At 23.3% G+C, this 24,275-nt stretch carries 35 protein-coding genes; 4 read left to right on the top strand and 31 right to left on the bottom strand.

Annotated elements, in window-relative coordinates:
- Positions 1-2: 2 nt before the first annotated feature.
- The 3 genes from AAHM79_RS03620 to AAHM79_RS03610 are packed head-to-tail and all read right to left on the bottom strand — an operon-like array spanning position 3 to position 2,049.
- On the bottom strand, positions 3-569 hold the full coding sequence (locus tag AAHM79_RS03620; protein ID WP_342258146.1) for a hypothetical protein: 567 nt from the start codon (positions 567-569) through the stop codon (positions 3-5).
- A 20-nt stretch (positions 570-589) separates the two neighbouring features.
- Complete coding sequence (locus AAHM79_RS03615) at positions 590-799, bottom strand: hypothetical protein (protein ID WP_342258145.1); 210 nt, start codon at positions 797-799, stop codon at positions 590-592.
- Positions 799-2,049, bottom strand: a complete 1,251-nt coding sequence (locus AAHM79_RS03610; protein WP_342258144.1) for a fructose PTS transporter subunit IIA — start codon at positions 2,047-2,049, stop codon at positions 799-801. The genes AAHM79_RS03615 and AAHM79_RS03610 overlap by 1 nt, the downstream gene beginning before the upstream one ends.
- Positions 2,050-2,345: 296 nt before the next feature.
- On the opposite strand from AAHM79_RS03610, the gene AAHM79_RS03605 reads away from it, so the two are divergent.
- On the top strand, positions 2,346-3,611 hold the full coding sequence (locus tag AAHM79_RS03605; protein WP_342258143.1) for a rod shape-determining protein: 1,266 nt from the start codon (positions 2,346-2,348) through the stop codon (positions 3,609-3,611).
- A gap of 170 nt (positions 3,612-3,781) precedes the next feature.
- Here the strand turns inward: AAHM79_RS03605 and AAHM79_RS03600 are convergent, their stop codons facing one another.
- From AAHM79_RS03600 to AAHM79_RS03590, 3 genes are all read right to left on the bottom strand, one after another.
- Positions 3,782-4,369 (bottom strand): BspA family leucine-rich repeat surface protein, encoded by a 588-nt coding sequence (locus AAHM79_RS03600; RefSeq protein WP_342258142.1) that lies wholly within the window; start codon positions 4,367-4,369, stop codon positions 3,782-3,784.
- Positions 4,321-4,623 (bottom strand): hypothetical protein, encoded by a 303-nt coding sequence (locus tag AAHM79_RS03595; RefSeq protein WP_342258141.1) that lies wholly within the window; start codon positions 4,621-4,623, stop codon positions 4,321-4,323. The genes AAHM79_RS03600 and AAHM79_RS03595 overlap by 49 nt, the downstream gene beginning before the upstream one ends.
- Before the next feature lie 97 nt (positions 4,624-4,720).
- A complete protein-coding gene (locus tag AAHM79_RS03590) occupies positions 4,721-5,383 on the bottom strand; it encodes an FMN-dependent NADH-azoreductase (protein ID WP_342258140.1) in 663 nt (220 codons plus the stop codon).
- A gap of 499 nt (positions 5,384-5,882) precedes the next feature.
- On the opposite strand from AAHM79_RS03590, the gene AAHM79_RS03585 reads away from it, so the two are divergent.
- Positions 5,883-6,638, top strand: coding sequence for an IS30 family transposase (locus AAHM79_RS03585; RefSeq protein ID WP_342258139.1), 756 nt, complete (start codon positions 5,883-5,885; stop codon positions 6,636-6,638).
- A gap of 201 nt (positions 6,639-6,839) precedes the next feature.
- On the opposite strand, the gene AAHM79_RS03580 is transcribed toward AAHM79_RS03585, so the two are convergent.
- Entirely contained in the window at positions 6,840-7,790 is a 951-nt protein-coding gene (locus tag AAHM79_RS03580; protein WP_342257214.1) for an IS30 family transposase, read from the bottom strand.
- Positions 7,791-7,910: 120 nt separating this feature from the next.
- Complete coding sequence (locus AAHM79_RS03575; protein WP_338957526.1) at positions 7,911-9,071, bottom strand: Mbov_0401 family ICE element transposase-like protein; 1,161 nt, start codon at positions 9,069-9,071, stop codon at positions 7,911-7,913.
- Positions 9,072-9,144: 73 nt separating this feature from the next.
- On the opposite strand from AAHM79_RS03575, the gene AAHM79_RS03570 reads away from it, so the two are divergent.
- Together AAHM79_RS03570 and AAHM79_RS03565 are read left to right on the top strand one after the other, a co-directional pair.
- Entirely contained in the window at positions 9,145-10,851 is a 1,707-nt protein-coding gene (locus AAHM79_RS03570) for a hypothetical protein (protein ID WP_338958622.1), read from the top strand.
- Positions 10,852-11,001: 150 nt separating this feature from the next.
- Complete coding sequence (locus tag AAHM79_RS03565; RefSeq protein ID WP_342257212.1) at positions 11,002-11,280, top strand: hypothetical protein; 279 nt, start codon at positions 11,002-11,004, stop codon at positions 11,278-11,280.
- Here the strand turns inward: AAHM79_RS03565 and AAHM79_RS03560 are convergent.
- The 23 genes from AAHM79_RS03560 to AAHM79_RS03450 all read right to left on the bottom strand — a co-directional run bounded on the left by AAHM79_RS03560 (position 11,277) and on the right by AAHM79_RS03450 (position 24,246).
- Positions 11,277-13,301 (bottom strand): hypothetical protein, encoded by a 2,025-nt coding sequence (locus tag AAHM79_RS03560; protein ID WP_342257322.1) that lies wholly within the window; start codon positions 13,299-13,301, stop codon positions 11,277-11,279. The two genes, AAHM79_RS03565 and AAHM79_RS03560, sit on opposite strands and share 4 nt — an antisense overlap.
- Positions 13,252-14,490, bottom strand: coding sequence for a hypothetical protein (locus AAHM79_RS03555; protein WP_342257210.1), 1,239 nt, complete (start codon positions 14,488-14,490; stop codon positions 13,252-13,254). The genes AAHM79_RS03560 and AAHM79_RS03555 overlap by 50 nt, the downstream gene beginning before the upstream one ends.
- A gap of 13 nt (positions 14,491-14,503) precedes the next feature.
- Positions 14,504-14,626 carry a hypothetical protein gene (locus AAHM79_RS03550; RefSeq protein ID WP_338957828.1) on the bottom strand — a complete coding sequence of 41 codons (123 nt, stop codon included), beginning with the start codon at positions 14,624-14,626 and terminating at the stop codon, positions 14,504-14,506.
- A 4-nt stretch (positions 14,627-14,630) separates the two neighbouring features.
- Complete coding sequence (locus AAHM79_RS03545; RefSeq protein WP_342257209.1) at positions 14,631-16,523, bottom strand: hypothetical protein; 1,893 nt, start codon at positions 16,521-16,523, stop codon at positions 14,631-14,633.
- 3 nt (positions 16,524-16,526) lie between these two features.
- The gene (locus AAHM79_RS03540) at positions 16,527-18,224 is read right to left on the bottom strand and encodes a hypothetical protein (RefSeq protein ID WP_342257321.1); all 1,698 of its coding nucleotides are present in this window, start codon (positions 18,222-18,224) and stop codon (positions 16,527-16,529) included.
- 11 nt (positions 18,225-18,235) lie between these two features.
- Complete coding sequence (locus AAHM79_RS03535; RefSeq protein WP_338958609.1) at positions 18,236-19,420, bottom strand: hypothetical protein; 1,185 nt, start codon at positions 19,418-19,420, stop codon at positions 18,236-18,238.
- 18 nt (positions 19,421-19,438) lie between these two features.
- A complete protein-coding gene (locus AAHM79_RS03530) occupies positions 19,439-19,816 on the bottom strand; it encodes a hypothetical protein (protein ID WP_342257219.1) in 378 nt (125 codons plus the stop codon).
- Between the two features lie 16 nt (positions 19,817-19,832).
- Complete coding sequence (locus AAHM79_RS03525) at positions 19,833-20,024, bottom strand: hypothetical protein (protein ID WP_342257320.1); 192 nt, start codon at positions 20,022-20,024, stop codon at positions 19,833-19,835.
- Positions 20,025-20,058: 34 nt separating this feature from the next.
- Positions 20,059-20,217, bottom strand: coding sequence for a hypothetical protein (locus AAHM79_RS03520; RefSeq protein WP_338957552.1), 159 nt, complete (start codon positions 20,215-20,217; stop codon positions 20,059-20,061).
- Between the two features lie 15 nt (positions 20,218-20,232).
- Entirely contained in the window at positions 20,233-20,616 is a 384-nt protein-coding gene (locus AAHM79_RS03515) for a hypothetical protein (protein ID WP_342257220.1), read from the bottom strand.
- 115 nt (positions 20,617-20,731) lie between these two features.
- Positions 20,732-21,004: a hypothetical protein gene (locus tag AAHM79_RS03510; RefSeq protein ID WP_342257221.1), complete on the bottom strand. Its 273-nt coding sequence runs from the start codon at positions 21,002-21,004 to the stop codon at positions 20,732-20,734.
- On the bottom strand, positions 20,973-21,248 hold the full coding sequence (locus tag AAHM79_RS03505) for a hypothetical protein (RefSeq protein ID WP_338957557.1): 276 nt from the start codon (positions 21,246-21,248) through the stop codon (positions 20,973-20,975). Before AAHM79_RS03505 ends, AAHM79_RS03510 begins: the two co-directional genes overlap by 32 nt.
- A complete protein-coding gene (locus AAHM79_RS03500; protein ID WP_338957559.1) occupies positions 21,241-21,384 on the bottom strand; it encodes a hypothetical protein in 144 nt (47 codons plus the stop codon). The genes AAHM79_RS03505 and AAHM79_RS03500 overlap by 8 nt, the downstream gene beginning before the upstream one ends.
- Before the next feature lie 70 nt (positions 21,385-21,454).
- Positions 21,455-21,949: a hypothetical protein gene (locus tag AAHM79_RS03495; protein ID WP_342257318.1), complete on the bottom strand. Its 495-nt coding sequence runs from the start codon at positions 21,947-21,949 to the stop codon at positions 21,455-21,457.
- Positions 21,888-22,112, bottom strand: a complete 225-nt coding sequence (locus AAHM79_RS03490) for a hypothetical protein (protein WP_342257317.1) — start codon at positions 22,110-22,112, stop codon at positions 21,888-21,890. The genes AAHM79_RS03495 and AAHM79_RS03490 overlap by 62 nt, the downstream gene beginning before the upstream one ends.
- 61 nt (positions 22,113-22,173) lie before the next feature.
- Complete coding sequence (locus AAHM79_RS03485; protein ID WP_342257316.1) at positions 22,174-22,380, bottom strand: hypothetical protein; 207 nt, start codon at positions 22,378-22,380, stop codon at positions 22,174-22,176.
- A 17-nt stretch (positions 22,381-22,397) separates the two neighbouring features.
- Positions 22,398-22,559 (bottom strand): hypothetical protein, encoded by a 162-nt coding sequence (locus AAHM79_RS03480; RefSeq protein WP_338957563.1) that lies wholly within the window; start codon positions 22,557-22,559, stop codon positions 22,398-22,400.
- On the bottom strand, positions 22,535-22,855 hold the full coding sequence (locus AAHM79_RS03475; RefSeq protein ID WP_342257315.1) for a hypothetical protein: 321 nt from the start codon (positions 22,853-22,855) through the stop codon (positions 22,535-22,537). The genes AAHM79_RS03480 and AAHM79_RS03475 overlap by 25 nt, the downstream gene beginning before the upstream one ends.
- On the bottom strand, positions 22,845-23,282 hold the full coding sequence (locus AAHM79_RS03470) for a hypothetical protein (protein ID WP_338957565.1): 438 nt from the start codon (positions 23,280-23,282) through the stop codon (positions 22,845-22,847). Before AAHM79_RS03470 ends, AAHM79_RS03475 begins: the two co-directional genes overlap by 11 nt.
- A gap of 2 nt (positions 23,283-23,284) precedes the next feature.
- Positions 23,285-23,449 (bottom strand): hypothetical protein, encoded by a 165-nt coding sequence (locus tag AAHM79_RS03465; protein ID WP_338957566.1) that lies wholly within the window; start codon positions 23,447-23,449, stop codon positions 23,285-23,287.
- A gap of 134 nt (positions 23,450-23,583) precedes the next feature.
- Positions 23,584-23,778 carry a hypothetical protein gene (locus tag AAHM79_RS03460; RefSeq protein ID WP_342257314.1) on the bottom strand — a complete coding sequence of 65 codons (195 nt, stop codon included), beginning with the start codon at positions 23,776-23,778 and terminating at the stop codon, positions 23,584-23,586.
- Between the two features lie 150 nt (positions 23,779-23,928).
- Positions 23,929-24,102 carry a hypothetical protein gene (locus tag AAHM79_RS03455; protein WP_342258138.1) on the bottom strand — a complete coding sequence of 58 codons (174 nt, stop codon included), beginning with the start codon at positions 24,100-24,102 and terminating at the stop codon, positions 23,929-23,931.
- A gap of 12 nt (positions 24,103-24,114) precedes the next feature.
- On the bottom strand, positions 24,115-24,246 hold the full coding sequence (locus AAHM79_RS03450; RefSeq protein ID WP_338958910.1) for a hypothetical protein: 132 nt from the start codon (positions 24,244-24,246) through the stop codon (positions 24,115-24,117).
- Between the last annotated feature and the right edge of the window lie 29 nt (positions 24,247-24,275).

Here is a 24,275-nt window from a genome sequence, read left to right as displayed (position 1 = left end):
TATTATTTTCTTTTTTTATTTTTAGTTTTAATTCCAATTTTATTTAATAACGTTAAAATTGAAGATCTATATAATCGTTGCTTTTGCAATAAAAGTGAAGTATAAATAATAGATTGTACTACCGTACCAATAATAATAGCTACTGAATATCATAAAATACCAATATAACTACCATCAATATTAGTAACACCACCAAATAAAGCAATAATAAAAGAACCTCAAGCCCCAACATGACCAAGTACACCAAAACCAAATGCTAAAGCACCCGCAACAGCACTACCAATAACATTAGCAACTATTGTTCTTCATGTATCTCTCACTGCAAATGGAATAGCAGATTCAGAAATTCCCATAAACCCTAATAATCAGGCATTTCACCCTAATGATTGTTCTTGTTTTGTAAATAATTTACGACTAAATACTGTTGATGTTAATGCACAACCCAATGGTGCAATCGGAATCGCTGCTGCTACTGGTCCCATTAATCGACCACCATCTTGTACCATTAACGATGTTGCAACAAGAACAGCTGTTTTATTAATTGGACCACCCATATCAAATCCAACCATTGCTCCTAATAATAATCCAACTAAAACCCTATATTTGGATGTAACCCCATTCAACTTAAACCATAATCCAATGCACCCATTACATATCCAAACGGTGCTGCTAAAAAGAAAGCGGTTGGAATTGCAATAATTGCTGTACAAAAAACAGGAATAATAATAATTGGCATAATTGGTAATAATCATTTTGGTACTTTTCATGAATTTACAAATCTAACTAAATAACCAACCATTAGTCCTCCATAAAGAGCACCAAATAATGTTCATGAACATTAGCGTTACCCTGAAAAGGTTGACTTGCATCAATTTTAGAACTAGCAGTAAGATTAAATACTCCTCATCCAAATCACATTCCCGTACCAGGTGATACTAATAAAAATGTAATAATCATTAATACATGCATTAGCGTTGTACCACCAATTAATCCAGAATTAACTCCTGGTGGATTTGTTTTTAATCAAACAAGTTGTTCTTCTCATGAATTTTTAAATTCAAATCCATTACCAAAAGTACCTTTTGCGATACCACCAACAATAGCAAAAATTAAACCAGCAAAAACAACAAATGGTATCATATATGATACTCCACTTAATAAATGTTTTAAAATTGCTGGTTTACCTTTCGAAGCATTTAAAATGAAATCACCACTATTACCATTAGGTTCAGCGTATATTTTTGCTTTTGTTAAACTTTCTTTAATAGTTTGTTTAGAATCTTTAACTACTGGTTTTGTACCACAAGTATATGTTTTTTTACCAATAAAACGTTCTAAGTCACTTGCAACATCTGTTGCTAAAATAACGACATCCGCTTCTTTAATTTCTTGTTCTGTTAGTACATATTCTGGTCCTTTTTGACCTTGACATTCAATATGTACTTGATAGCCTAGTTCTTTTCCTGCGGTTTCTAATAATTCTTTACACATGTAAGTATGAACTACTCCAGTTGTACAAGAAGAAACTCCAATAATTTTTTTTGTTTCCTTATTTTTCATTGTTTTTATTTCTTTTTTAGTACTATTTTTAACTGTTTCATCATTAATAAGCGATATTATTTCTTGTGAATTTTTTGCATTTTTTAATTTTTTACGAAAATCTTCATTTACAAGTTGAATTGCAAGTGTACTTAAAATATCTAAATGTAAATTTTCTGCTTGTGTTTCAGGAATTATTAAAGCAATAATAAAAGTTGTTAATTGTCCATCTATTGCTTTTCAGTCAACACCATTATTATTACATAATATTAGAATTGCAGGTTTTTTAATTGATTTAATTCTAGCGTGTGGAATTGCAATTCCACCTTCAAAACCTGTTGATGATTCTTGTTCACGAGCAAGAAATGCTTTTAGTAATTCATCACGATTAGTAATATAACCTAATGAAAATGCCAAATCAGTAATTTTAGTTAGTGCTTCTATTTGATTTTTAATATTAGATTCAAAAATAATATGTGAGTTGTTTAATAAATCATTAGTTATTTTCAATTTTACCTTCCTTTCCAATGATTATTTTATCTCCTTTTTTTAATAAAAACCAGAGATTTTTTCAGATAATTAAAATATATTTTTAACTATTTATTCAATTAAATTTAATATTTATAAAATTAGATATATTACATACTTCAAAGTTTTTGCTGTTTTTTAACAAAATATAATAAATAAAAATTATCAACATTAATCCCATATTTCCTTATAAATTAATATAAATAACTTATTTATAAAATAATGTAAAATTAATTTAGATAAAATTTAAGTATTTAAAGAAAGGGAAAATTAGAGAAATGTTTAAAACAAGAAAAGAAAATTTAAATCAGAAAAATAACAAACTTAAATCAATAACTGATTATCAATGATTAGCTTTAGATATCGGAACAGAAAACTTTAAAGCTAGACATATTAATATAGGTCTTAGATATGATGCTCCAACCTATTTAGCTGAAGACTATGAAAAAAATAGAATTCTTTACGGTGAAGAGGCTAAGGCTTTAACTGACAAAACAAATGAAAACGTTATTATTAAACGTCCAGTTCGTGATGGTAATATTGCTGATCCAGATGCTTTACAACGTATTCTTACTAAAATTTTTCAAGATTTCAGACTTGAAATTAAAAATTTAAAAGAAATTAATAACAATTCTATAAAAAAACATGAAAAATTAGATAAAAATCGTAATTTGATTGTGTTGATGGCAACACCAAGTGAAATTAATTCAGTACAAAAAGAAGCTTTAGAAAATATTGTATATCGTTTAGGAGCACTCCGTGTATTTGTACAAGAAGAAGTAAAAATGGCAGCCTTAGGTTCAGGGCAAGATATTTTTGGAAGTGCAATTATGTGTATTGATATTGGTGGTGGCAGTACTGATGTTGCTATTATTAGTAATAATTCAATATTATATTCATATACAACACATTGTGCTGGTGACTATTTAATACAAAAAGTTCAAGAATATATTATAAAAAAACATGCCTTAAAAGTTGGAATAAAAGAAGCTGAAGATGTTATTAAAAATATTGGCTCACTTATGAAATATCAAGATGAAAAACCATACACAATTTCGGGTTTTTCATTACCTAGATTAAATTCTCAACCAGGAGAAACAATGTCAATTTCTAAAACTATTGAAATTACACCAGAAGAAATTCGTGAAAATGTTATGCAAGTTCAATTCAAAGAACATATTATTCCAGCCATTCGCAGAGTACTAAGAACTGCTGGTGACAAGGCTGCTGGAAGTATTAGTGATTTAAAGAAAAAAGGTAAGGGAATCACAATTTGTGGTGGTGGAGCTTATATTAAAAAAGTTGATAAATTTATTCAAGAAGAATTAGCTAAAGAATATTATATTGAAGTTAAAACTGAAAAAGGTACAAAACCAATGCGTCAAAAATATGAAGGAGATCTTTTTGAAGTGCGGACTGCTCTAAATCCTTTAGATAATGTTATTGATGGTTGTGTAAAATATCGTGATACAATTTACAAACAATTAATAATTGAACAAAATCCTAATCGTGAAATTCTAATAAAGGACGAAGATTTAGGATAAAAAACTATAAAAATCTTAAATTAATTTAAATTATTAAAAATTTTTTTTAAACTTTGGTAATTTTTTTGAGTTATGAAGTCCTGAATCAAAAGAAAAACTTTCGTATTTCATAACATTTGATACATTTCACTTTGATAAATTTTGATTAAATTTTAAAGCATGAGCAAACATTAAATTCATATTCGTAACATTTGAAGTATCTCAAGATGAAATATCTCCATTAAATAAAAAGCGCATGAAAACATTCAACCCATATTTTTTACTTTTGAAGTATCTCAAGTTGATATATTTTGATTAAATGCATTTGCAGCGGAAAACATTCAACTCATATTTTTTACTTTTGAAGTATCCCAAGTTGAAATATTACCGTTAAACTTTAAAGTACTGCAAAACATTCAACTCATATCTATTACGTTTGATGTATTTCACTTTGATAAATCTTGATTAAATACTCATGCATTACTAAACATATTGTTCATATTTGTTACATTAGATACATTTCATTTTGACAAATCTTGATTAAATGATGTCGCATCAGCAAACATATAACTCATATTTGTTACATTTGAAGTATCTCAAGATGATAAATTTTGATTAAATGCATTTGCAGCGGAAAACATTCAACTAATATTTGTTACATTAGATACATTTCATTTTGATAAATCTTGATTAAATGATGTTCTATGAGTAAACATATAACTCAAAGAAGTTATTTCTGGTGGTAATTGTTCTGGAACTTCTTTAATTGTTCTTGGCATATTAACAACTTGAATTTCTCCTGATCATTTTTATAAAATCCAATTTGAGTAATTTTGGTAGTTTTTATATCTGATAGATTATTCTTATTAGTTATTACTTTTTTGCCATTTTCATCAATGTAAATAGTGTCTTGTTGAGTTTTATTATTTAAAACATCATTTTTTTGTGAACTTGTGTTTAAGACAGTTACAGTTAAACTTCCTATAGTTGATGCAAATGTTAAAACACTTAATGCTGTTAATATTTTTTTCATTTTTCCATCCTTCTATTTTATTTTGACTTTATTTAAGAAGTCAATTTTACTTTACTACTTTTTGAAGACAAATTCACAAAAATTATATTTTTTAAAGTTAAAACTTTTTTGCTGCTTCTTTAATATACTGTTCAAATTTATCCATCGTTTTTTCTGGCCCTAATGCTGACAAATCTCCACCTTTTGCTAATATTTTAGAACCAATAAGTAAATTAGCATCATTTTGATGAAGTTCTTGAACCTTAGTACCACAAATAAGAATTGGTTCTACTACTTTAGCACCTACAAATTCTCATGTCCCTTTTAAATAAGTTGCATGATTACCTCATAAATATCAGCCATATGGTGCTCCTTGTGTCGCCAAAATTTGAACTTTTAAATGTGGTAATAATCCTCTAGCTTCACCTTGTTTGGTATATTTATAATCAAAAGTTTTACCAGCAACTAAGATGTGATCTAAATAATTTTTTGTCATGCTAGTAACATTAAAATTTGTCATTGGTGTTGTATATATAACTTTATTAACATTTTTTAGTTGATTAATATAATAATCAGAATCTTTTTCATTAAAATATGAAGTAAAGTTTTTTTGCGTAATAGTAATACTTGCCATTGGTATTTGATTTAAATCTAATTCAATTATTGAATCTTCTGGATGAAATTCACGATAATATTTAACAAAACGAGATACTAAACTTTCAGAATAAGATAGTTCTTTTTTAATCATAGAAGAACGAATTACTAATATTTTATTTGCCATTATTTTTGCCTCCGAAATATCTAAAATAACTTTATAATTTGATTTTATCAGTTTTTATTTATTATTTTTTAAAAAATAATAAATAAAAATATAGTTTTATAAAAAAATGAAATATTTATTATAATTTTATCAATTTCTATAAAGTGTTATAATTAAAGTGTGTAAAACTTTTAAAAAAGTTTATAGAAAAATTTTAAATTAAATAGATATTAATTCTAAAAAATAGATATAAGTAGTTATTATAGAAATTTTAGTATTTGTACACAAATTATAATTATTAAGAAATTTGAGATTAGACTATCAAAAATATAGAAAGAGGCAAAAATATGAATGAAAGAAGACAAAAATTACTTGAATTGATGAATAGAAATTTAAAAATTAGTACTTTAATTAATGCTGAATTATACTTGTAAGTGCAAGTAAATAAAATTGCAAAAAATTCTCATATAAAAATTTCATAATGCTAAATTTAGTTTAGAAAAAAGTAAGGAGTTTTTATATGAGTTATAAACATCTTGGCATAGATGAAAGGATTTATATTGAGAATCAATTGAAATTTAAATTTAAAATTAGTGAAATAGCTAAAAATCTTAATCGAAGTATTAGTACTATTATTCGAGAAATTAATAGAAATAAAGAGAATAATCATTATTTTTCATTAATTGCACAAAATAAAGCTGAAAATCGAAAACAATCACATATTAGTTTTCATAAGTTTAAAAATAAGAATTTAGTAAAATATGTACAACAAAAATTACTATTAGGTTGATCACCTGAACAAATTTATGGCAGAATTAAAAATTTTCATAAAGAGTGAGTTATTAGTTTTAAAACAATTTATACTTGAATTTATTTTGGAATGCTTGATAAAGTTACTAGTAAAAATTTAAGAAGAAAAGGTAAAAAACGAAAATCTAAAGAAAATCGTGGCAAGTTTAATGGTAAATCAATTAAAGAACGAGATATAAATGTAAGTGGAAAAGAAATTTTAACAGATAAAATTATTGGAAATAAACGTTATTTATTTAATTATAACCATGCTCCAAATCGCGAAACAATAATACAAAATTTAGGTTTTGTTGCTGAAAGACAATATAAAAATAATTTTGCAAAATTAGAAGTACAAGAATTAAAAAATTATTTATTATTACAAAATGAATTAATAAAGTTAAGTCCACAGTTAACTCCTAAATTTAAAATTAAAGATATTGATAAAGCAAACAATTTTTTGGGAGCGTACCGATGTTGTCAATAATATTCAAATTTGTCTTTAAATTATAAGTTTAGACGAGAATAATTTAGACTTCAATATGCAATTGTAAGTTAATCTTAACACTTCAAAAATATTAGTCAACAATAATACTTACTTTTATAACTCAAAAATTCTTATTAAAGTTTTCTTTAATAAGTTTTATTTTATTTTTATTTATTTGCTAAATTGTAAAGGTAAGTGCAACTAAATTATTTTTCTATCCAAATATTCGATTGGTGAAAGATAATTTAGTATTTTTCTCGGTCTTTGATTTAAAGACAATATAAATTTATGAACTTCATTTTTATTAGTTTTTGAAAAAATAAATTTTTTAGGAAATTTTTCTCTAATTAAACCATTAGTATTTTCATTAGTACCTCTTTGTCAAGGTGAATATGGATTGGCAAAATAAATTTTTACATCTAAATTTTTTTCAAGTTGTTGTCAATTTGAAAATTCTTTGCCACGATCAAAAGTAATAGTTTTAACAATGTTTTTAGGAAGAATTGATAAATAATAACTGACATTTTTATTAATAACTTTAGTAGTTCTGTTTTTAACTAATATTGCTAAAGTAAATCGTGATACTCTTTCAACTAAAGTTATTAAACATGATTTGCTTTTACCTCGTGATGATACTATAGTATCTCCTTCTCAATGACCAAGTGTTATACGATCATTAACATTTATATCTCGTTCTTTAATTGATTTACCATTAAACTTGCCACGATTTTCTTTAGATTTTCGTTTTTTACCTTTTCTTCTTAAATTTTTACTAGTAACTTTATCAAGCATTCCAAAATAAATTCAAGTATAAATTGTTTTAAAACTAATAACTCACTCTTTATGAAAATTTTTAATTCTGCCATAAATTTGTTCAGATGATCAACCTAATAGTAATTTTTGTTGTACATATTTTACTAAATTCTTATTTTTAAACTTATGAAAACTAATATGTGATTGTTTTCGATTTTCAGCTTTATTTTGTGCAATTAATGAAAAATCATGATTATTATCTTTATTTCTATTAATTTCTCGAATAATAGTACTAATACTTCGATTAAGATTTTTAGCTATTTCACTAATTTTAAATTTAAATTTCAATTGATTCTCAATATAAATCCTTTCATCTATGCCAAGATGTTTATAACTCATATAAAAACTCCTTACTTTTTTCTAAACTAAATTTAGCATTATGAAATTTTTATATGAGAATTTTTTGCAATTTTATTTACTTGCACTTACAAGTATAATTCAGCAAATTTAAGTTTTAATTTATAATAACTGGATAATTGTATTTATTTGATAACATTTAAAATTAACCATTTTTGTATACATATCAATGTTATAAGTTCTATCACCAATCATATGCTTTAAAATTTGTTTAATATTAGTTTCAGTAAAGCAACCAATATTTTCAACTAATGCTTGGTTTAATACACCATCTTTTGCATTAATAAAATAACCAACTTTTAATTTTTTATATTGTAAAGTTAATGATTGTAAAAAATCAATTAATTCATAATATTGACCTTTGGCAAATAAATTTATTGCATTTTGATAGTGTAATTTAGCAATTTGATTTTTTCTTCTTCCTGCCATTATACCAAGAAATAAAACATGAAAAGCATGAAATTTATCTAAAATAAATTTAGCATTTAAAATTGTAGCAGTTTTTCTAATTCATTTTGCACTATCTCCACAAACTATTAAATTTGCTTGGTCAAAGTTTTCAAAAAATAAATTACCATATTTTTCTATTAATTTTGCGGTTTTTTCAGCACCAATTTCTGTTTTTGAAACTCTTATTTTACATACAGCTCTTTTATTAATTAATTTTCCATTTTTCTTTTTACCAGTACACATTACTATTAATCTCATCGAACATTTTTTACAATTTTTAGTATTGTGTTTTTCATTAAACTTAAATTTTCGATGACCATCATCAATATTTACATATAAATTTTGATTTGGTTGTAATGGTATTTTGGGAATATTTGCTTTTGGTAATTCAAATTTTTGATATGTTCTACAAACTGTACTATTACTTATTAAATCTTCAATAAAAGTATCACAAACATCACGATACTTTTTACCATCAGCAAAATATTTTAAAATTTGTTTAATAACGTTAGGTGCAAGTTTACTATATTTTTTAACACCAAGATAATTATCTAATAATGATACGTACTCCATTTTTTGTGTTTTTGTGTTATAATGTGTACAAATACGTCGCTTATAAGTTAATAAACCTTTTTTTGCTTTTAATTTTCGTTGTCTAAATCTATATGATTTATATTCAGATTTATCACATATACTTCATAAATAATCATCTATTTTTGCAAATAATTCTTCTGTTTGTTTTAAACTTAATTCATCTTGATTAAAATCATGTTTGTCTCAATCAAAATGATTTGCGAATGGTAATATAAACATTTTTAATGTTCCTTTCTAATTTTTGTTTGTTAATAATTTAAGTTTAATTTTTTTTTAAAAATAAGGAGTAAATATGGCTTTTATTAGTAGTTATGGACAATTAAATAAAAAATATAATCTTAATTTTAGTGATAATAATTATGGTTTTAGTTGAGATATTTTTAAAGAATTTGTTGGTGATGAATGAGCAGAATATTTTACTACTAATTGTTTTTATCGTTTTGTTCCAACAGCACGTGGAACAAGAAAAACTTGAAACTGTTTAGCATTTGATTTATTTATATGTTGTAATTTTAGAGATAGTAGTGTTCAAGAAGTAAGAAGATATGAAAATACTCATAGTGAAACTACAATTGGTGCTTTAATGAATGTTTGTCAAGTTTTATTAGATACATATAATATTAATTTATTACCTAATAATCCACATGGCATTAAATGAAAAATTACTAAGGATGGGGGATGTATTATCTTTCCAAGTAATCAACAAATTGACTTTATTGGTTATGCTAATGGTAATAAGATTTTTGGAAAAGAAGCAGGTGGGTCAAGTTTTTTAGGTTCAAGAACAGATGAAATTATTATGGCAGAAGAAAAAGAAACATTAACTGAAAAACAATTAACATATCGATATGAACGTTTACAAAACTCTATGTTTAGAAGTAATCGTATTAAAGTATCAAATAAACCTATTAAAGAGTGAAGTTGAACATTTATTGATAAAAATATATATAGTTCTACCTTTGGACAAAAGATTACTCGTTATTTTTATAAAAGTTTTTTCATTACTTTTACATGTAATCCTTATGATAAATATCATCCATTTTATTTAAAATACTGTACACCATTTTTACCATTAAATGATGAAGTCATGAAAAATCTTAAAAAAGTTGGTAAAGTTTATTATGAAAATAAAGATATGTTTAGTGGTTTAGGTTTATTTGTTTTAAGATTTACTATTCAACCATTTTGAAATAAATTACCTGACATTCAACAAAGAACATTATTAGAAATGGAAAAAAGTAATCCAGATGAATATAATACTGTTTATTATGGTTTTGAATTTTTAGATAGCGATGCAACAATTTTCCCATTTCAAAAAACAGTAAAATATTGACAATCATATGATTTAAAACAATTTTATAATCAAGAAAAAGAAATGTATAAATTTGATTTTTATAGTGTTGGTATTGATTGAGCTACGGGACCAAAAGACCATACTGTATTTATGGTAGTTGGTTTTAAAGAATATAATAATACTGGTTATTATGATGCTTATATTATTTGTGAATTAGTAGTTACTCCAAATGATTTTATAAATGAAAATGAAAAAATTAATGCTTATGTTAATGAAATTTTAGGATTAATGGATAATTTTGAAAATTTTGAACAAGCAATTTATTTTTATGATGATAAAGCAAGAACAGCAATGGATTGATTAAATCAAAAATTAATTGATGAACACAATACTATTTTAATAACACAAACCGCTATTAAACATGCTTCAAATTTAAATCAAGAAGCCGGATTAACTAATAGAGTAGTTTGAATGAGAAATATTATGAGTTATGGAAACTTTTATGCAAATAAAGATGATTTACCAAAAACAACTCAATGTTTAGAAGAATTACGTTATGACCAAACCAAAACTAACATTCCTGACAAAAATATGTATCAAGACCCTTATGATGCATTATTTTATGCATTATATCCATATAAAAATGTAATTAGGGGTAAAAATAATGCTACTGTAAAAAAAAGTATCTTCACATTTGCAATATAATAAATAAGCGCAATACAATTAATATTATAGGTATCAAAAAATAAACACCTTTAATTTAGGCGTTATTTTGCTTTTAAAAGCATACTTGTAAAAATAATCAAAAATAGTACAATTTAAAAGTAAAATCAAGGAAAAAAGGAGATATTTATTATGAAAATATGAATAAAAACAAATTTTCAAAAAATATCATTATCATTTGCTGTAATAACTGGTGTTACCGGTTTAATCTTAGGAATAGTTTCATATAATAAAAATAATCAATTAACATATTTTTATGATTACGACCATGAAGCACACTGGGGGGCAACTATTTGAGCAAGACCAGTAAGTAATAAACATAAAATTACTCTTTACTGAGCATCAAATAAATTAACTGATGATGCAGTAAAATGAGATGGTATTTATCCAGATGGATATTTTGATAATTAAATTTCTAAATTTATATAAGAAATATTTTCATTATATTTATCAAATAAATTAATATTATTTAAATTTATTTCTTGTTTATTTGTTACTAAAATTAAATCATAATTACCAGCACCAAATAGTCCGCTAACTTCAATTCGATTTAAGTTATTAATTGGATTTTCAATTTGTAATTCAAATTCACTATTATTGTCAATTTGTAAAACTTCTTTATAAAATTCTAATTTAGAAAATAATTGTGATTTATTTGAACCATATAAATTTAAAGCATTTTCGGTTTTATTTTTATTAATAATTAATCTTGTAAAATATTTTCCATATTCACCATTACCTAATGTTCAATCTGCCGGAATTAATGATGGTATATTATTGCTTTCTAATTCATTAGTTATGGATAGTCAGTTAAATTGATTATCATCTAATTTCAATAATTCATTTTGACTAATGTCATTGTTTTTTAGTTTAATGTTATTGATATCTGTAAAATCAAAATATGCAGATTTTAATACTACTTTTATATCTTTAAATTCTCAAATCTTATCAGGTGTAGAATGTATAGGATTTGATTTTAATTCAAAATAATAAGGTAATAATAATTTATAGTCATCATTTAAACCGTTATTAATAGACATGGTTGAATAAATATTTTTTGATAGCATTATAACTATTTGTTTTAATATTTTAACTTTTGGTAAATTTGTATAGTTAGGATAATCTAATTCTCATTGTTTAAATAAATTAGTAATAACTTCATTTGGTTTTTGTCCTTCAAACTTAGCACGAATTTTATCTAAATCATTCATTTCTTTTAAAACATTACTTAATGATGCACCATCAAAGTTTCTATTATAAGTATATGTATAAGTTAACATATCTAATAATACTTTTTGTAAACTATCAATTGGTGGTCTATCTTTTATTTCTAGTTCAACATCATGAAATTTATTTGTTGTAGAAATAAATAAATTATAGTCACTTACTAAAAATCATGACTCTAATTTTTTATCTTTTAATTCTAGTTCATCAGATAATGGTCATACTTTTGAATTTTTAGAAACATCATAACCAATTTTATCATTAGTTACTCTTGCATTATTAATAATTTCTTTTCTTGTTTCTCTACCACCACCAATAGCAATTAAATCTAAAACTGATTTTTCTTGTCCTATAAATTGTTTTGCTAAATTTCAAGGTAATATTTGTTCACTAAATCATTGTTGTAATATTCTAACTTTTGGTTGAGTTTCAATAGGCATTGATAATAGCGGAAATGCTATCTTATCTTTGACAAATAACTTTGGGTATACCTCCATATTGTCGACTTCACCAAGTACCTTTATATTGCCAAAAATCATGCTTCTAGGTGCTTTAATTTTTAAACCAATAACTTTGGTGTCTTTATCTAGTGGTTTTTGTAATTTAATAATAATTGGATAACCATCTCTTGTTTTAAAGTCTTTAATTTTAATAATAGTAATACTTTTAGTACTTCTAGTTTTTGGATTTTGATAAGGTTCTGAATAATTATTAATAATATATAAATTATCAATATTATTTTCAGTTAATGGTTCATTTATACTAACTGCATATAACTTAAATTGATTTAATAAATTTATTTCTTGAAATATTAAATTTTTAATATTAGTCATACTATATTCAATTGTATTGTCATTAATATTAGTACTTGCTCTTTGATTTAATTGCATAGTAAAATCAGATGTTTCAACAGCAGTAGTTTTTAATACTTTATCAATATCAATAAAACCTATTTTAATAGTATTTGCTGAAAATCTTAAACTATTATTTTCATTATTTTTAAATAAACGTTCAATTTCATAAATATAAATTTTTCTTTTTTTAAATTCATCGTATGCTCTATTAATATCAGGGTCACTAGTAGCACTCATCATATTAGTAAAATCATAAGGAATATTATCAATTAAATAATCATTTTCTATTTCTGCTTGATTAAGTTTAGTTTGTTTCTGTGGAAACTTCGTTTGTGGTTTGTTGTTGTTTTCCATTGTTTTCTCCTATTAATTGGTTATTTTCTGGATTAAATAATTTTAATTTAACTGTTAAGTTATTAATTTCTTGTTCATCATTAATATTAAATGTTTTACTATTTAATAAATCTTTATCTAAACGTACTAATATTTGAATAAATTTAAGAATATCAATATTAAATTGTCATAATTTTTGTTCAATATAATTAATAGTTGAAATATTTACCGCTGTACTTTCGGGAACCGATTGTTGTGCTGATTTCTTTTGACTTGGTATATGAATACCACAACGTTTAAATATTTCATTAATATTTCAATCATATATATCAGTTAAATTTTTACCTTTAAAATTACTACTTGTCATATTAATATTTTCACTTTTTTCATTATTATCACCAGTAGTTTTTCAAATATAGTTGTTAGTAACTAATGTTCTTACGGCTTCATCCATTGTAGATTTAGCATTACCATAAGTTTGGTCAAAAATAAACTTTGGTGAATTTAAAATAGTATCTAAAACAATTTGTTCATAAATAACATCTAATGCTTTAATTTTATCCATTACTTTATTACAATCTGCTAACTCATTTGCTTTATTTCTCATAATTGCTATTGGAATATAATTAATATTTAATGTTTGTTCTTGTTCTAAATTAGGATTATTACTATATTCTTTAAAAGGTAAAGGAAATTGTTTTTTATTATCACTAATACTATAAATTGCACGATTAATAGTTACTTGTTCATTATTTAATTTATAAACTTCAAATAATCTTACTGTTTGTGCATTTTGTTGATAACTATCATAAAAAATAGTACATTGAATTAATTTACCAGTAATATCATAAATTCTTTGCTGTATATCTACTACTTGAAAATAAAAATCATCATTAGCAATATAAATTAAATAACCACTAATTCCTAATTTGCTTAATTTAAAAATAGAATTTCAATTCTTTCTATAAAATTCTTGTTTAATTAAATATTGTTTAATAGTTTCATTATTAATATCCAATGGAGCATTATATAAATTAGCATTATTTTCAGCAACAAAATCAGTAAAATAAGTCTCATGATTAAAATCATTAAAACCAAAATAACTTAAAATAGAAGTGTGTGTACTTTTATTTTCTAAAAAAATTAATTTAGATTTTTCTTCATTATTATTAATATTTGTTTTATCTTTTCTTGGTCAAAAAGGTTTCATTTTTTTCTCCTTTCTAAAATATTTGATTAATTTTTAAGACAATTTTTACTATAATAAATATAATTAAACCAGCAACAGCAGAAGATAATAAAACTCCAATTAAACTTAAAATAATTTTTATAATTTTTCAAATCATAATTTTATTCCTGTAATTCTTCTACTTTTCATGTATTACCTTTATCGCTACCTTTTAAAGAATAAATAGTAATAAATTTTGAGTGTTGTACTGATAAAACTAAGACATTAGTATTATTGTTAAAAACTTCTATTGGTACACCTGCTATTTTTGTATTAGTTATAATAAATTCTTTAATTGCAAAAACATTATTATATATATTTCAAGAATAATAAACTTTATATCTTTTATTAACTATAAAATCATAAGTAATTTGTCAATTATCTCATTTATTTTTTTCTCTTATTCCTACTTCTTTTCAAATTGAACTACTTGGAGGAATTGGAATTGGTTGTGGTTGTTTTTTGATAATTTCATTAATAGCACCAGCAACAGTTTTATCAGTAGTTTCTAAATTAGGAATTTCAGTACCAATAGTATTTATAGAAAAAGCATATTTGAATTGGTCTTTATCCATTTTATTGTCTAATTTTTTATCTACTTCTTCTTTTTTATAATAATCAGTTAAATCAGTTTTCCCGCAAGTAGCACTAATTTTATTATTTTCATCAATTTTAATATTTTCACCAGCAATTAACTTATCTTGTTTTTTATCTAATAATTGATTTGTTTCTAGTTTTGTATAATAATCATGTTCAGTATTTTCTTCTGCTATAAATTCAGTTGGTGTATCTATTCCTTGATATTGATATATTTCTTCTATATCACCAATTAAATTAATTTTTCCAAGTTCAGGATAAGAATTACCACCACCACTAAATTGTTTCTTTTTATTGTTATAGTAAATAGTTCCAATATTTAAAATATTTTTATTTTGTATTTGTTCTCCATAAGTCATGGAATCAACATTTAACAATTCAAATTCGTTAAAAACATTATTTAAATAAATTTTAATTACTTTATAAAATTTCATAAAGTTATTTTCTGTTGAATATTGATAACTGATTTTAATAAAATATCATTTAAATATTTCTATATTATTATTTTCAACTTTTTTTCATAAGGGACTAGTTTCAATATTAAATCAATTATTTTTAACATCATTAATATTTTCGTTTGTTTTAATTAATTCACTATTTAATTTGGTAATTTCATTTTCATTTGTAGTAATTCGTTTTTGTTGTTTAGCAGAAAAATCACAAGTTGGTGCATGTGTATAATCACCAATTTGTGGATTGTTTTGTAAAACATCAGGTGGTAATGTTCCAATTTCATTAGGTCAATCTAAAATCATAGTTTCAGTTTTTGAGTCATATTCTGTTGCAACATAACCTTTATTTATTAAATTTGTAACTGGTCCCCTATATGTTTCATTTTTATTACCATTAATGGTATCATCATATAATTTTATTTGCTTTGATAATGTAAATTCTTTTTGTTCTTGAATTAATTCATTAACTTGGTTTCTAGTATAAAATGCTTTTAAGTCAATTTTTTCAACATCTATTTCATCATTATTATAATTTGAAAATATTTGTTTTAATTCTGTTAATCTTGCTCATATTTTCATTCTACTAGGTGCTAAATCTCAAATATTAATCGTAGGAGTACTACTTGCACTAAATTGATTACCATTATTAAATTGAATAGTAGCATCAACATTAAATTCAATTGGTGTACGATTAAATACTCAATGTTCAACCATAACATAAACCATATCTCTTAAAGTTTCTTTAATTAATTCATCTTTAAAACTATCAAAAGGAAATTTAGATAAAATAAAATCAAGATAAGCATTAATATCATTTTGAGCACGAATAGCAAATGTTTTAAATCAATCATCAACATTTGGTCATGTATTTATATATTGTCGTGGTGTTTCTGTAATTGTTCCAGTTAATGGATATCAGTTATTATAATTTTCTAAACTGACACCAGTTCAAAGTTTATTAATCATATTTTATCATTCCTTAAAAAATGCTTTTTTATAACGTTTGGTTTTTGATTTAGTTTTTCTATGTGATATATGTATAATTTCTTTTTGTAATTTTTTATTTCCTTTTTTTACAACTTGATTATATGCAAATTTTTCTAAATGTCTTAACAATCCAGTACCAAATACAGTATTAACTGATAATTTTAAACCCACCCTTTTAAATGATTTATTGACATTATCAATAGGATTATTAATAACATTAACTACTTTATGATAAGTTCTAATTGTCCTTAATATTTGCCTATAAATTTTAAAACTATCTTTAATCATTTGTTGTACAACTGGTAGAGCAAAAGCAATACTTTTTAATCATTTATTTTGACTAACTCCATATCCAATATATCAACCGCTATATCATCTATATCAATGAAATGGATGTATTTGAATAACAAAAGTTTCTGCTTTGATAATACTATCAATAACTACAATTGGTTTATATTTAGGATTACGATGATAAATAGTAATTCCACATTTATCTAATGATAAAGGTTGAATTTTACAAGCCATAAATACTGGTGAATTTAATGGAATTAATTGTGCATGTTTAATTGCTTTCTTTTCAGCACTTGTAAATACATCAATTGTTTTTTCTTTTAATTTATTAATTTTTTCAAATGCTTGTTTTTCTAATTTTTCGAATTTCTCTTGTAATTTATAAATATTTATTCTTATTTTTTCAAAATATGAAGTATCTTTTCAAAATTTATTTAAACCTTTTTTAAAATAAAATTTAATATCAAAATATTTAAAAGTTTGATTTGCTTTTAATACTAATTTATGAATTGAACTATTTTTAAAATTAAATTTAATTGCATTAGCACGAATTTTTTGTAAATCTAAAATTAAAGATTTTCCATATCTATTTTCTGCATGTATTGTATGAACTAAATTTAATCAGTCATGTTGGTTCATTTTTAATACTTCTTTTAAATCAGTATTATATTTTTGTAAAAAATTGTTTGCTTTATCAATATCTTTAATTTTAAATTTAGGAGTTAACTGTGGACTTAACTTTATTAATTCATTTTGTAATAATAAATAATTTTTTAATTCTTGTACTTCTAATTTTGCAAAATTATTTTTATATTGTCTTTCAGCAACAAAACCTAAATTTTGTATTATTGTTTCGCGATTTGGAGCATGGTTATAATTAAATAAATAACGTTTATTTCCAATAATTTTATCTGTTAAAATTTCTTTTCCACTTACTTGACTAATGATTTCTTGTAAATTTTTTGCTTTTTTAATGCCAATTTGTTCTAATGTTTTAGTTTTTTCTGCTAAACTAATAAATTTAGTTGTACGATAACCACGACTAATTCTATTAAGTCCAGCAAATGCAGGTAATATATTAAAAAAAGTATTTAATGGTGTAACATTTCCTTTTAAATAATCATAAACTTGATTAATAGTAAAATCAGTTAAAAACTCTACACCAACAGCACTAATACTAGCAAGTAAATCACTTGCACCTAAACCAAGTGCTAAACTTTCACTTAATCCACCAGTAAAAGGAGCAAGTGCTACTGCTATTACTTGTACACCAATCATTTCTAAAATTTCTCATCATCAACTTTTATGTTCTTGTTGTTGACTTGTTCTAGTATGTTTTGGTTTATTTATGTTTAAAAGTATTGCTGTACTAGTTGTACCAATTGGCATAATAATTATCCTTATTTAAGAGTTATTTTTATAGGATTTGTTGAACCTTGATAATTTTTATCAGTGTCATTAGTAGTGATTACTACATATAAATCTCCTGCTTTTTGGTTTTGATTACTTACATCCACTTGACCTTGGGCATCACTAAAATAATTAATAATTGGAGTTGTTAAATTTGGATTTAAATTATTTAGTTCAGTTGTATTTTTAATTGTTGTATCTAATAATTTATTCTTTTTAGTAGTATCAGCAGTAATATTAGTTGTTAATGTTGTAATTTCTTCACTTAAATATTTTTTATTAACAATACCACATAACATTCATCTTGATTCTGTTTCTGAGTTTGACATATAAGGAATAGATTCTCCTGTTACTTGTCCACCAACTAAATATCTTTTTGGAACTTTACCATCTTTAATATCTTCAACATATATACTAGTTTGTTGTAACATATATCTTTTCATTGCTTTTGGTGTTGCTAAAACAAAATTCATAATTTGATTTTTATTTTCAGTATTTTTAAATGTCATATAATCATCCATAACAATTTGACATAATACACCTTTAATATATAAATTTGTTCCATTTAATCTTAATTGTTGTGCTAGTTGATTATCAGTAATTAAACCTTTATTATCTGCTAAATAAACTAAAGTATCATAAAGACTATTTGTTATAAAAAATTTACAATTATTACTATTTCTTAATTGAAATAAAGTATTTCATGCTGATAACATTGATTTTAAATATCCTACTGGTGTTGTATCAGTAATGATTACTTTTTTGGCAGATTTAGCAATTGTATTTGTATCATTATTTGCTAAATAATCTGCTAAATCATTAGCAACTTCATATTGCATACTTTCTAGTAAATTTTGCCCATTATCTGCAAATAAATCAACTTCACCAATCATTTCTCCTGTACTAGCTTCTTTTGTAATTTCTTTAATAATTTTATCAGTATCAACATAACCAACTTCTAATCCTTTACTTTTATCATTTCAATGAAGTATTTTGAATGTTGGGTCTTTTGGTTTTTTAACTATAAATTCAATTTTTGTAGAATTAACCATTTCAATTGGAAAAAAACTTGCTCATGGACTATTTGATTGTTTATAAAATTCTATAAATTCAGGTGTTTCTACTAATTTTGTAGTATTATCTAAATTTTGTTTAAATGGCACTGGATTTGGCATTTTAAATTTTCCTTTCTTTTATAAATTATTTTTCTTTTTATAATCTAATAAACTACTTTTTATTGAAGTTTCTTGATTTGTTAATATTGTTTCTTGTTTACCACCTGTATTAATTGGTTCTTTAAATAGTGGTTGTTCTTTAATCATTTTTTTAATAGTTTCTTCAATTTTTGAATTTTCTATATTACTTGTTTTAAATTTTAAAAATTCATAAAATTCTTTTTTAACTTGATATTTTTTAAATATATTAATTATTTCTTTTTCTTTAATTTCTTGATTAAGTTTATTTAACTTATTTTCTAATTCAACAATCTTAATTTCTTGCTCTTGTTGTAAATTATTATTTTCAATTAAAGGTTCAGTATTTTGTTCAACATTAGTTTCATTTTCTAACATTTAAATCACACCTTTATTATTTATTTTCTTTTCCATTAATTTTTTCATTAAGTTTTGCTAATTTTTTTTGATGTTTCATCACTTTATTATTTCTTCTAATATGTTTTGGAGTTGTAATAAATCTTTTCAATCAAACAATTAATTCTCTACAAATTAATGTTCCTACACTTGTTCCAATAATAATTAATTCATGTAAAAATTCTTTCATTTTCAATTATTTCCTTTCAATTATTTATTTTTAATTATTCGTCAAATTGACCATTATTAATTCTTTCAATCATGGATTTTGAATTACTTATAATAGTTACCAATAAAGATATTTCTTTATTTAATTGTTCCATTCTTTCTTTATATGTCTGAATTTCATTGTTATAATATTCAATCAATTTTTCTTTATTCATTAGTTATCATCTCCTTTATAAACTATCATATGTAGTTGGTCTTTCATATAAAACATCACTACTTCCACTATTATTACTAATAGCATCACTATTAATTAATCTTCTTGTTTCATTTGTAAATGATGTTTCTTGCATTTCTTGATTATAATTTGTAGTTTCCATAGGTAATAAATTATGTATAATTTCACTTGCACCAGCAACTATTGTTGGTACTGCATAAGCATTATTAAAATCATTATTTATACCCATAGCTACACCACTTGAAATTAGACATCCACTAGTTGCCATATTACATATTTTTCTTATTACTTCAAATCTATTAGGTATTAGTTCACTTAACCCACCAATTAGATTTGATATACCATAAGTACTTAAACTAATATATGTATCTCAATCCATTTGTTGTTTATTATCATTAGTTAATAATAATGGTCATGGTGGTGTTTCTGTGGTAGTAGTTGTTAATCAAGGTGGTGGTTCAGGATTAGGATTGATTTTTGTAAATTTTGCATAATTAATTAAACCAATAGTTCCTAAACCTAATAATATTTTTTTTACTTGAATTTAATATTTTCTTTTTAGTACTTGGCATTTGATTTAAGTTTCATATATCAATTCCTAACTTTTTACTAAATAATAAAGCATTAATACTTCCTAATACTGGATTACCAATAATTTGACCATAATAAGCACTTGTACCAATCATTGCTGATAATGGACTTATTCCAATTCTTATTATTTTTAATAAAGTATAGTTATTTGATTGTACATTCGTGTCATTTGGCATTTTCATTTACTCCTTCATTTTTTGGTTTAATAAACACTTCAACTCAACCTGTATAGTGAACGTTATCACCAACTAAAATAGCAGTATTTGCATGTGGTTGAGAAACAACTAAATATTCAGCAATAACATTAGGATATTTTCATAAAATAATTGCTTTTATATCATTACTATCTGTTAAATCTTTGGGATTTGGTGAAAATATTTCTATTTTATCTTGACCAAATAAATCTGTTAATTTAGTCATTATCAAATTCACCTTTTTCTATTTTTTCAATTAATAAATTTAAAATATTTTTGTCCAAATCAGAGTTTGTATAATTAATTTTTTTAGTTCATTTAATTATATCTTTCATATATTTAAGTAATTTTTCTTTATTCATTATTTATTCTCCTTATTTAAATAATATCAACCAATTAATAAACTATCTGCTTCATCATGATTTGATATTTTTATATTTCAATTATTTCTTTAATAATTTCTTCAGCAACATATATACTTAGTTCTTTATCTCAAGGTCTTAATCAAAAAATAGGTGGGTCATAACGTTCATATCATTTCTTTCATTCACTTGGACTTATTAACATATCTTTTGTTAATAATTTATTAAATTGTCCTGCAATAAAACCACGTAAATGTTCTTGAGTTTCATAACCAATACCATTTTTTGAATTAAAAGTACCACGTTCAATAATTAAATCCAATTCATTATCATTAACTTTTATATCTCAATAAAATTTTCTTTGTCCATCATATTCTTTTAAATTATAACTTTTAACAAATATTGGTTTTCAATTTCAAAAATCATATTTATCATGTAAATAAACTTTTTTTCATAAAGTAAATCCAGTATTTTTAATACTTGGGTCAATTGAAAGTAAATAATTAGTCATTATCAAATCACCGGTCTTTAATTCTGGTTTTAATTGGTTTATAAACTTCTTCATAATATCCGTTTAAGCGATATGTGTTTTTAAGATATTGCATAAATCTTTCTTTATTAATACAATTTTTATGTCTTGATTTATTAATTTCATCAACTTTATTTCTATGTTCTTTATCACCTTGATAACAATGTTCACATACATTTCTCAGCAGTTTTTTTCGCAAGTAAATAAATCATGTTTTTTATCACATACACAACAATCTTCACAACATACTTCTTTATTCATTATTTATTCTCCTTTCTATTATTTCTTTCTTGCTTTATTAAGAAATTTATTCAAATAATTTGATTATCACCATCACCTAATTTTTTTAAAAGATATTCATATCTTTTCTTAAAATCTTCACTATCAATATCTCTATCTTGGTAAATTATTTTTTTCAATTTTTTTATTTTATACAAGGTTTTTGGAGAATATATTTCTCCATGCATGCAAAGAAAACATTTCATTATTTATTCTCCTTATTTTCAATTTGATTAGCAATTTCACTTAATATTTTTAATACTTTATATTCATTTTTTAATTCTTTAATAATAAATATTAAAAATATTATTAGTGTTATACTTGTTATTAATATTGGTGCTATTAATAAAATTTCTCATCATATCATTTTTTACTCTTTTCATTTTTTAAATCATTTAACATTAATTGAACAAAATACACGATTTTAGGAATGTTTAAAGTATTAAAAATTTGACCAGTGACAATAATTTCATCGTTTTTGTTTAATAAAATACATCGGTTATAAAATTTTGGATTATTAAAAATTAAAGTAACATAGTTTAAACCATTTCATTGACCACGAACACTATAATATAATTCTTTATTACCTTTTTCGTAATATTTTGCTTCAATAGTGTTACTTAGTTTTACTGTTAATTTGACATAATTGGCTTTATCTTTCATTTTTATAATTCCTTAAATAGTATTGAATGTGTTTATATGCATCTTGTTCATGTTTTGTTAATTTTATATTTCCTTTATAATTTGTTATTTTATTTTTATTTTTTGGTTGGTTTTCTAGATAATCTCAGTTGAAAACATCTTGTACTAATACCATTAATGAACCAATAATTTTAGGAGTTGCTAATGGATTAGTTAATAATTGTTTTGAACTTAAAAAGAAATTTTCTACAATAACTAATATTTTGTTTTCAAAAAATTGTTCTTTGATTATTGATAATATTCTTTTATAACGATTTTTACTTTCAAAAACATGTGTTGTGTTGAATGTTTCTGTATAAATAATCCTATTTGTTTCATTTGAATATATAACAATTCCATTATTACCAATACCAGCGGGGTCAATCCCAATAATTAAGTCATATTGCATTATTAATCAAATTCACCATTTTTAATTTTTTGATTTAATTGAGATATAAGATTTAATCTTCCATTAAAACAACTTTTTCAAAGTTTAGTTACTTTTTCATCGTCTCTCATTTCTTTATTTCATTCTCATTCATCTTTAAGATATTCAAGTATTTTTTCTTTATTCATATTTATACCTCCTACTTAACCTAATATTTAAAATACAGTCATAACAAATTGCTTTACTATTTTTATCTCTTAAAAAATATTTTCTTGTTTTTATATCATTAGTATTAAAGAATAAATAATCTAATTTATTTTGTTTACATGTTCAACAAAAATACTTTTTCATTATGAGTTGAAATTTCCTTATAAGAAGTAACTATATAATTAATTGGTAAATCATCATGTTTATATGGATTATTTATTTTAAAACCTTTTCTGTTTTCTTCTCACGTAATGTTATATTTAAAACAAGGATTAGTAATTTTAGTTTTGTTATCTGTTATTTCACCCATAAATCAACTATTATGCTGTTCATAAAATGTTAATTGTTCAAGTTTTATATCATTAAGATAATATTATTTTGGAGCAGTTGGTTTATTAACAGTTATTTTTTGGTCTTTAATATATGGTTCTAATAACTTTATTAATTCATTACCACTTAATTATTTTTTAATATTTTCTAAATTAAAAACTCAATATGTGCAACTGTTATCAACAATAAAAGAATTATTTTTAATCATTCATTTTGGAAGAGATAATTTATATTCAACATAATCAATAAGAATAGATGGTGGTTTATCTTTAACAATTTGTTCTTTTTTAAATTCTATTTGCATAATAATCCTTTCCTAATATGTTCTGTTGCTTCTAGCATAAAGAACATATATTTTTATTCTTAGATTATTAATAATACTACTATTTGTTTTATTCATTCCAGCAATTCTGGGCTCAAAAATAAATTGTGAAATTTTAAAAAACATTGAGGCATTCGATTCAATATTTATTTAAT

This window comes from Spiroplasma endosymbiont of Nomada ruficornis (genome assembly GCF_964030795.1).
Lineage (GTDB): Bacteria > Bacillota_I > Bacilli_A > Mycoplasmatales > VBWQ01 > Spiroplasma_E > Spiroplasma_E ixodetis_A.
The sequence above is the reverse complement of the archived record's forward strand: the minus strand, read 5'-3'. Positions and strand labels throughout refer to the sequence as shown.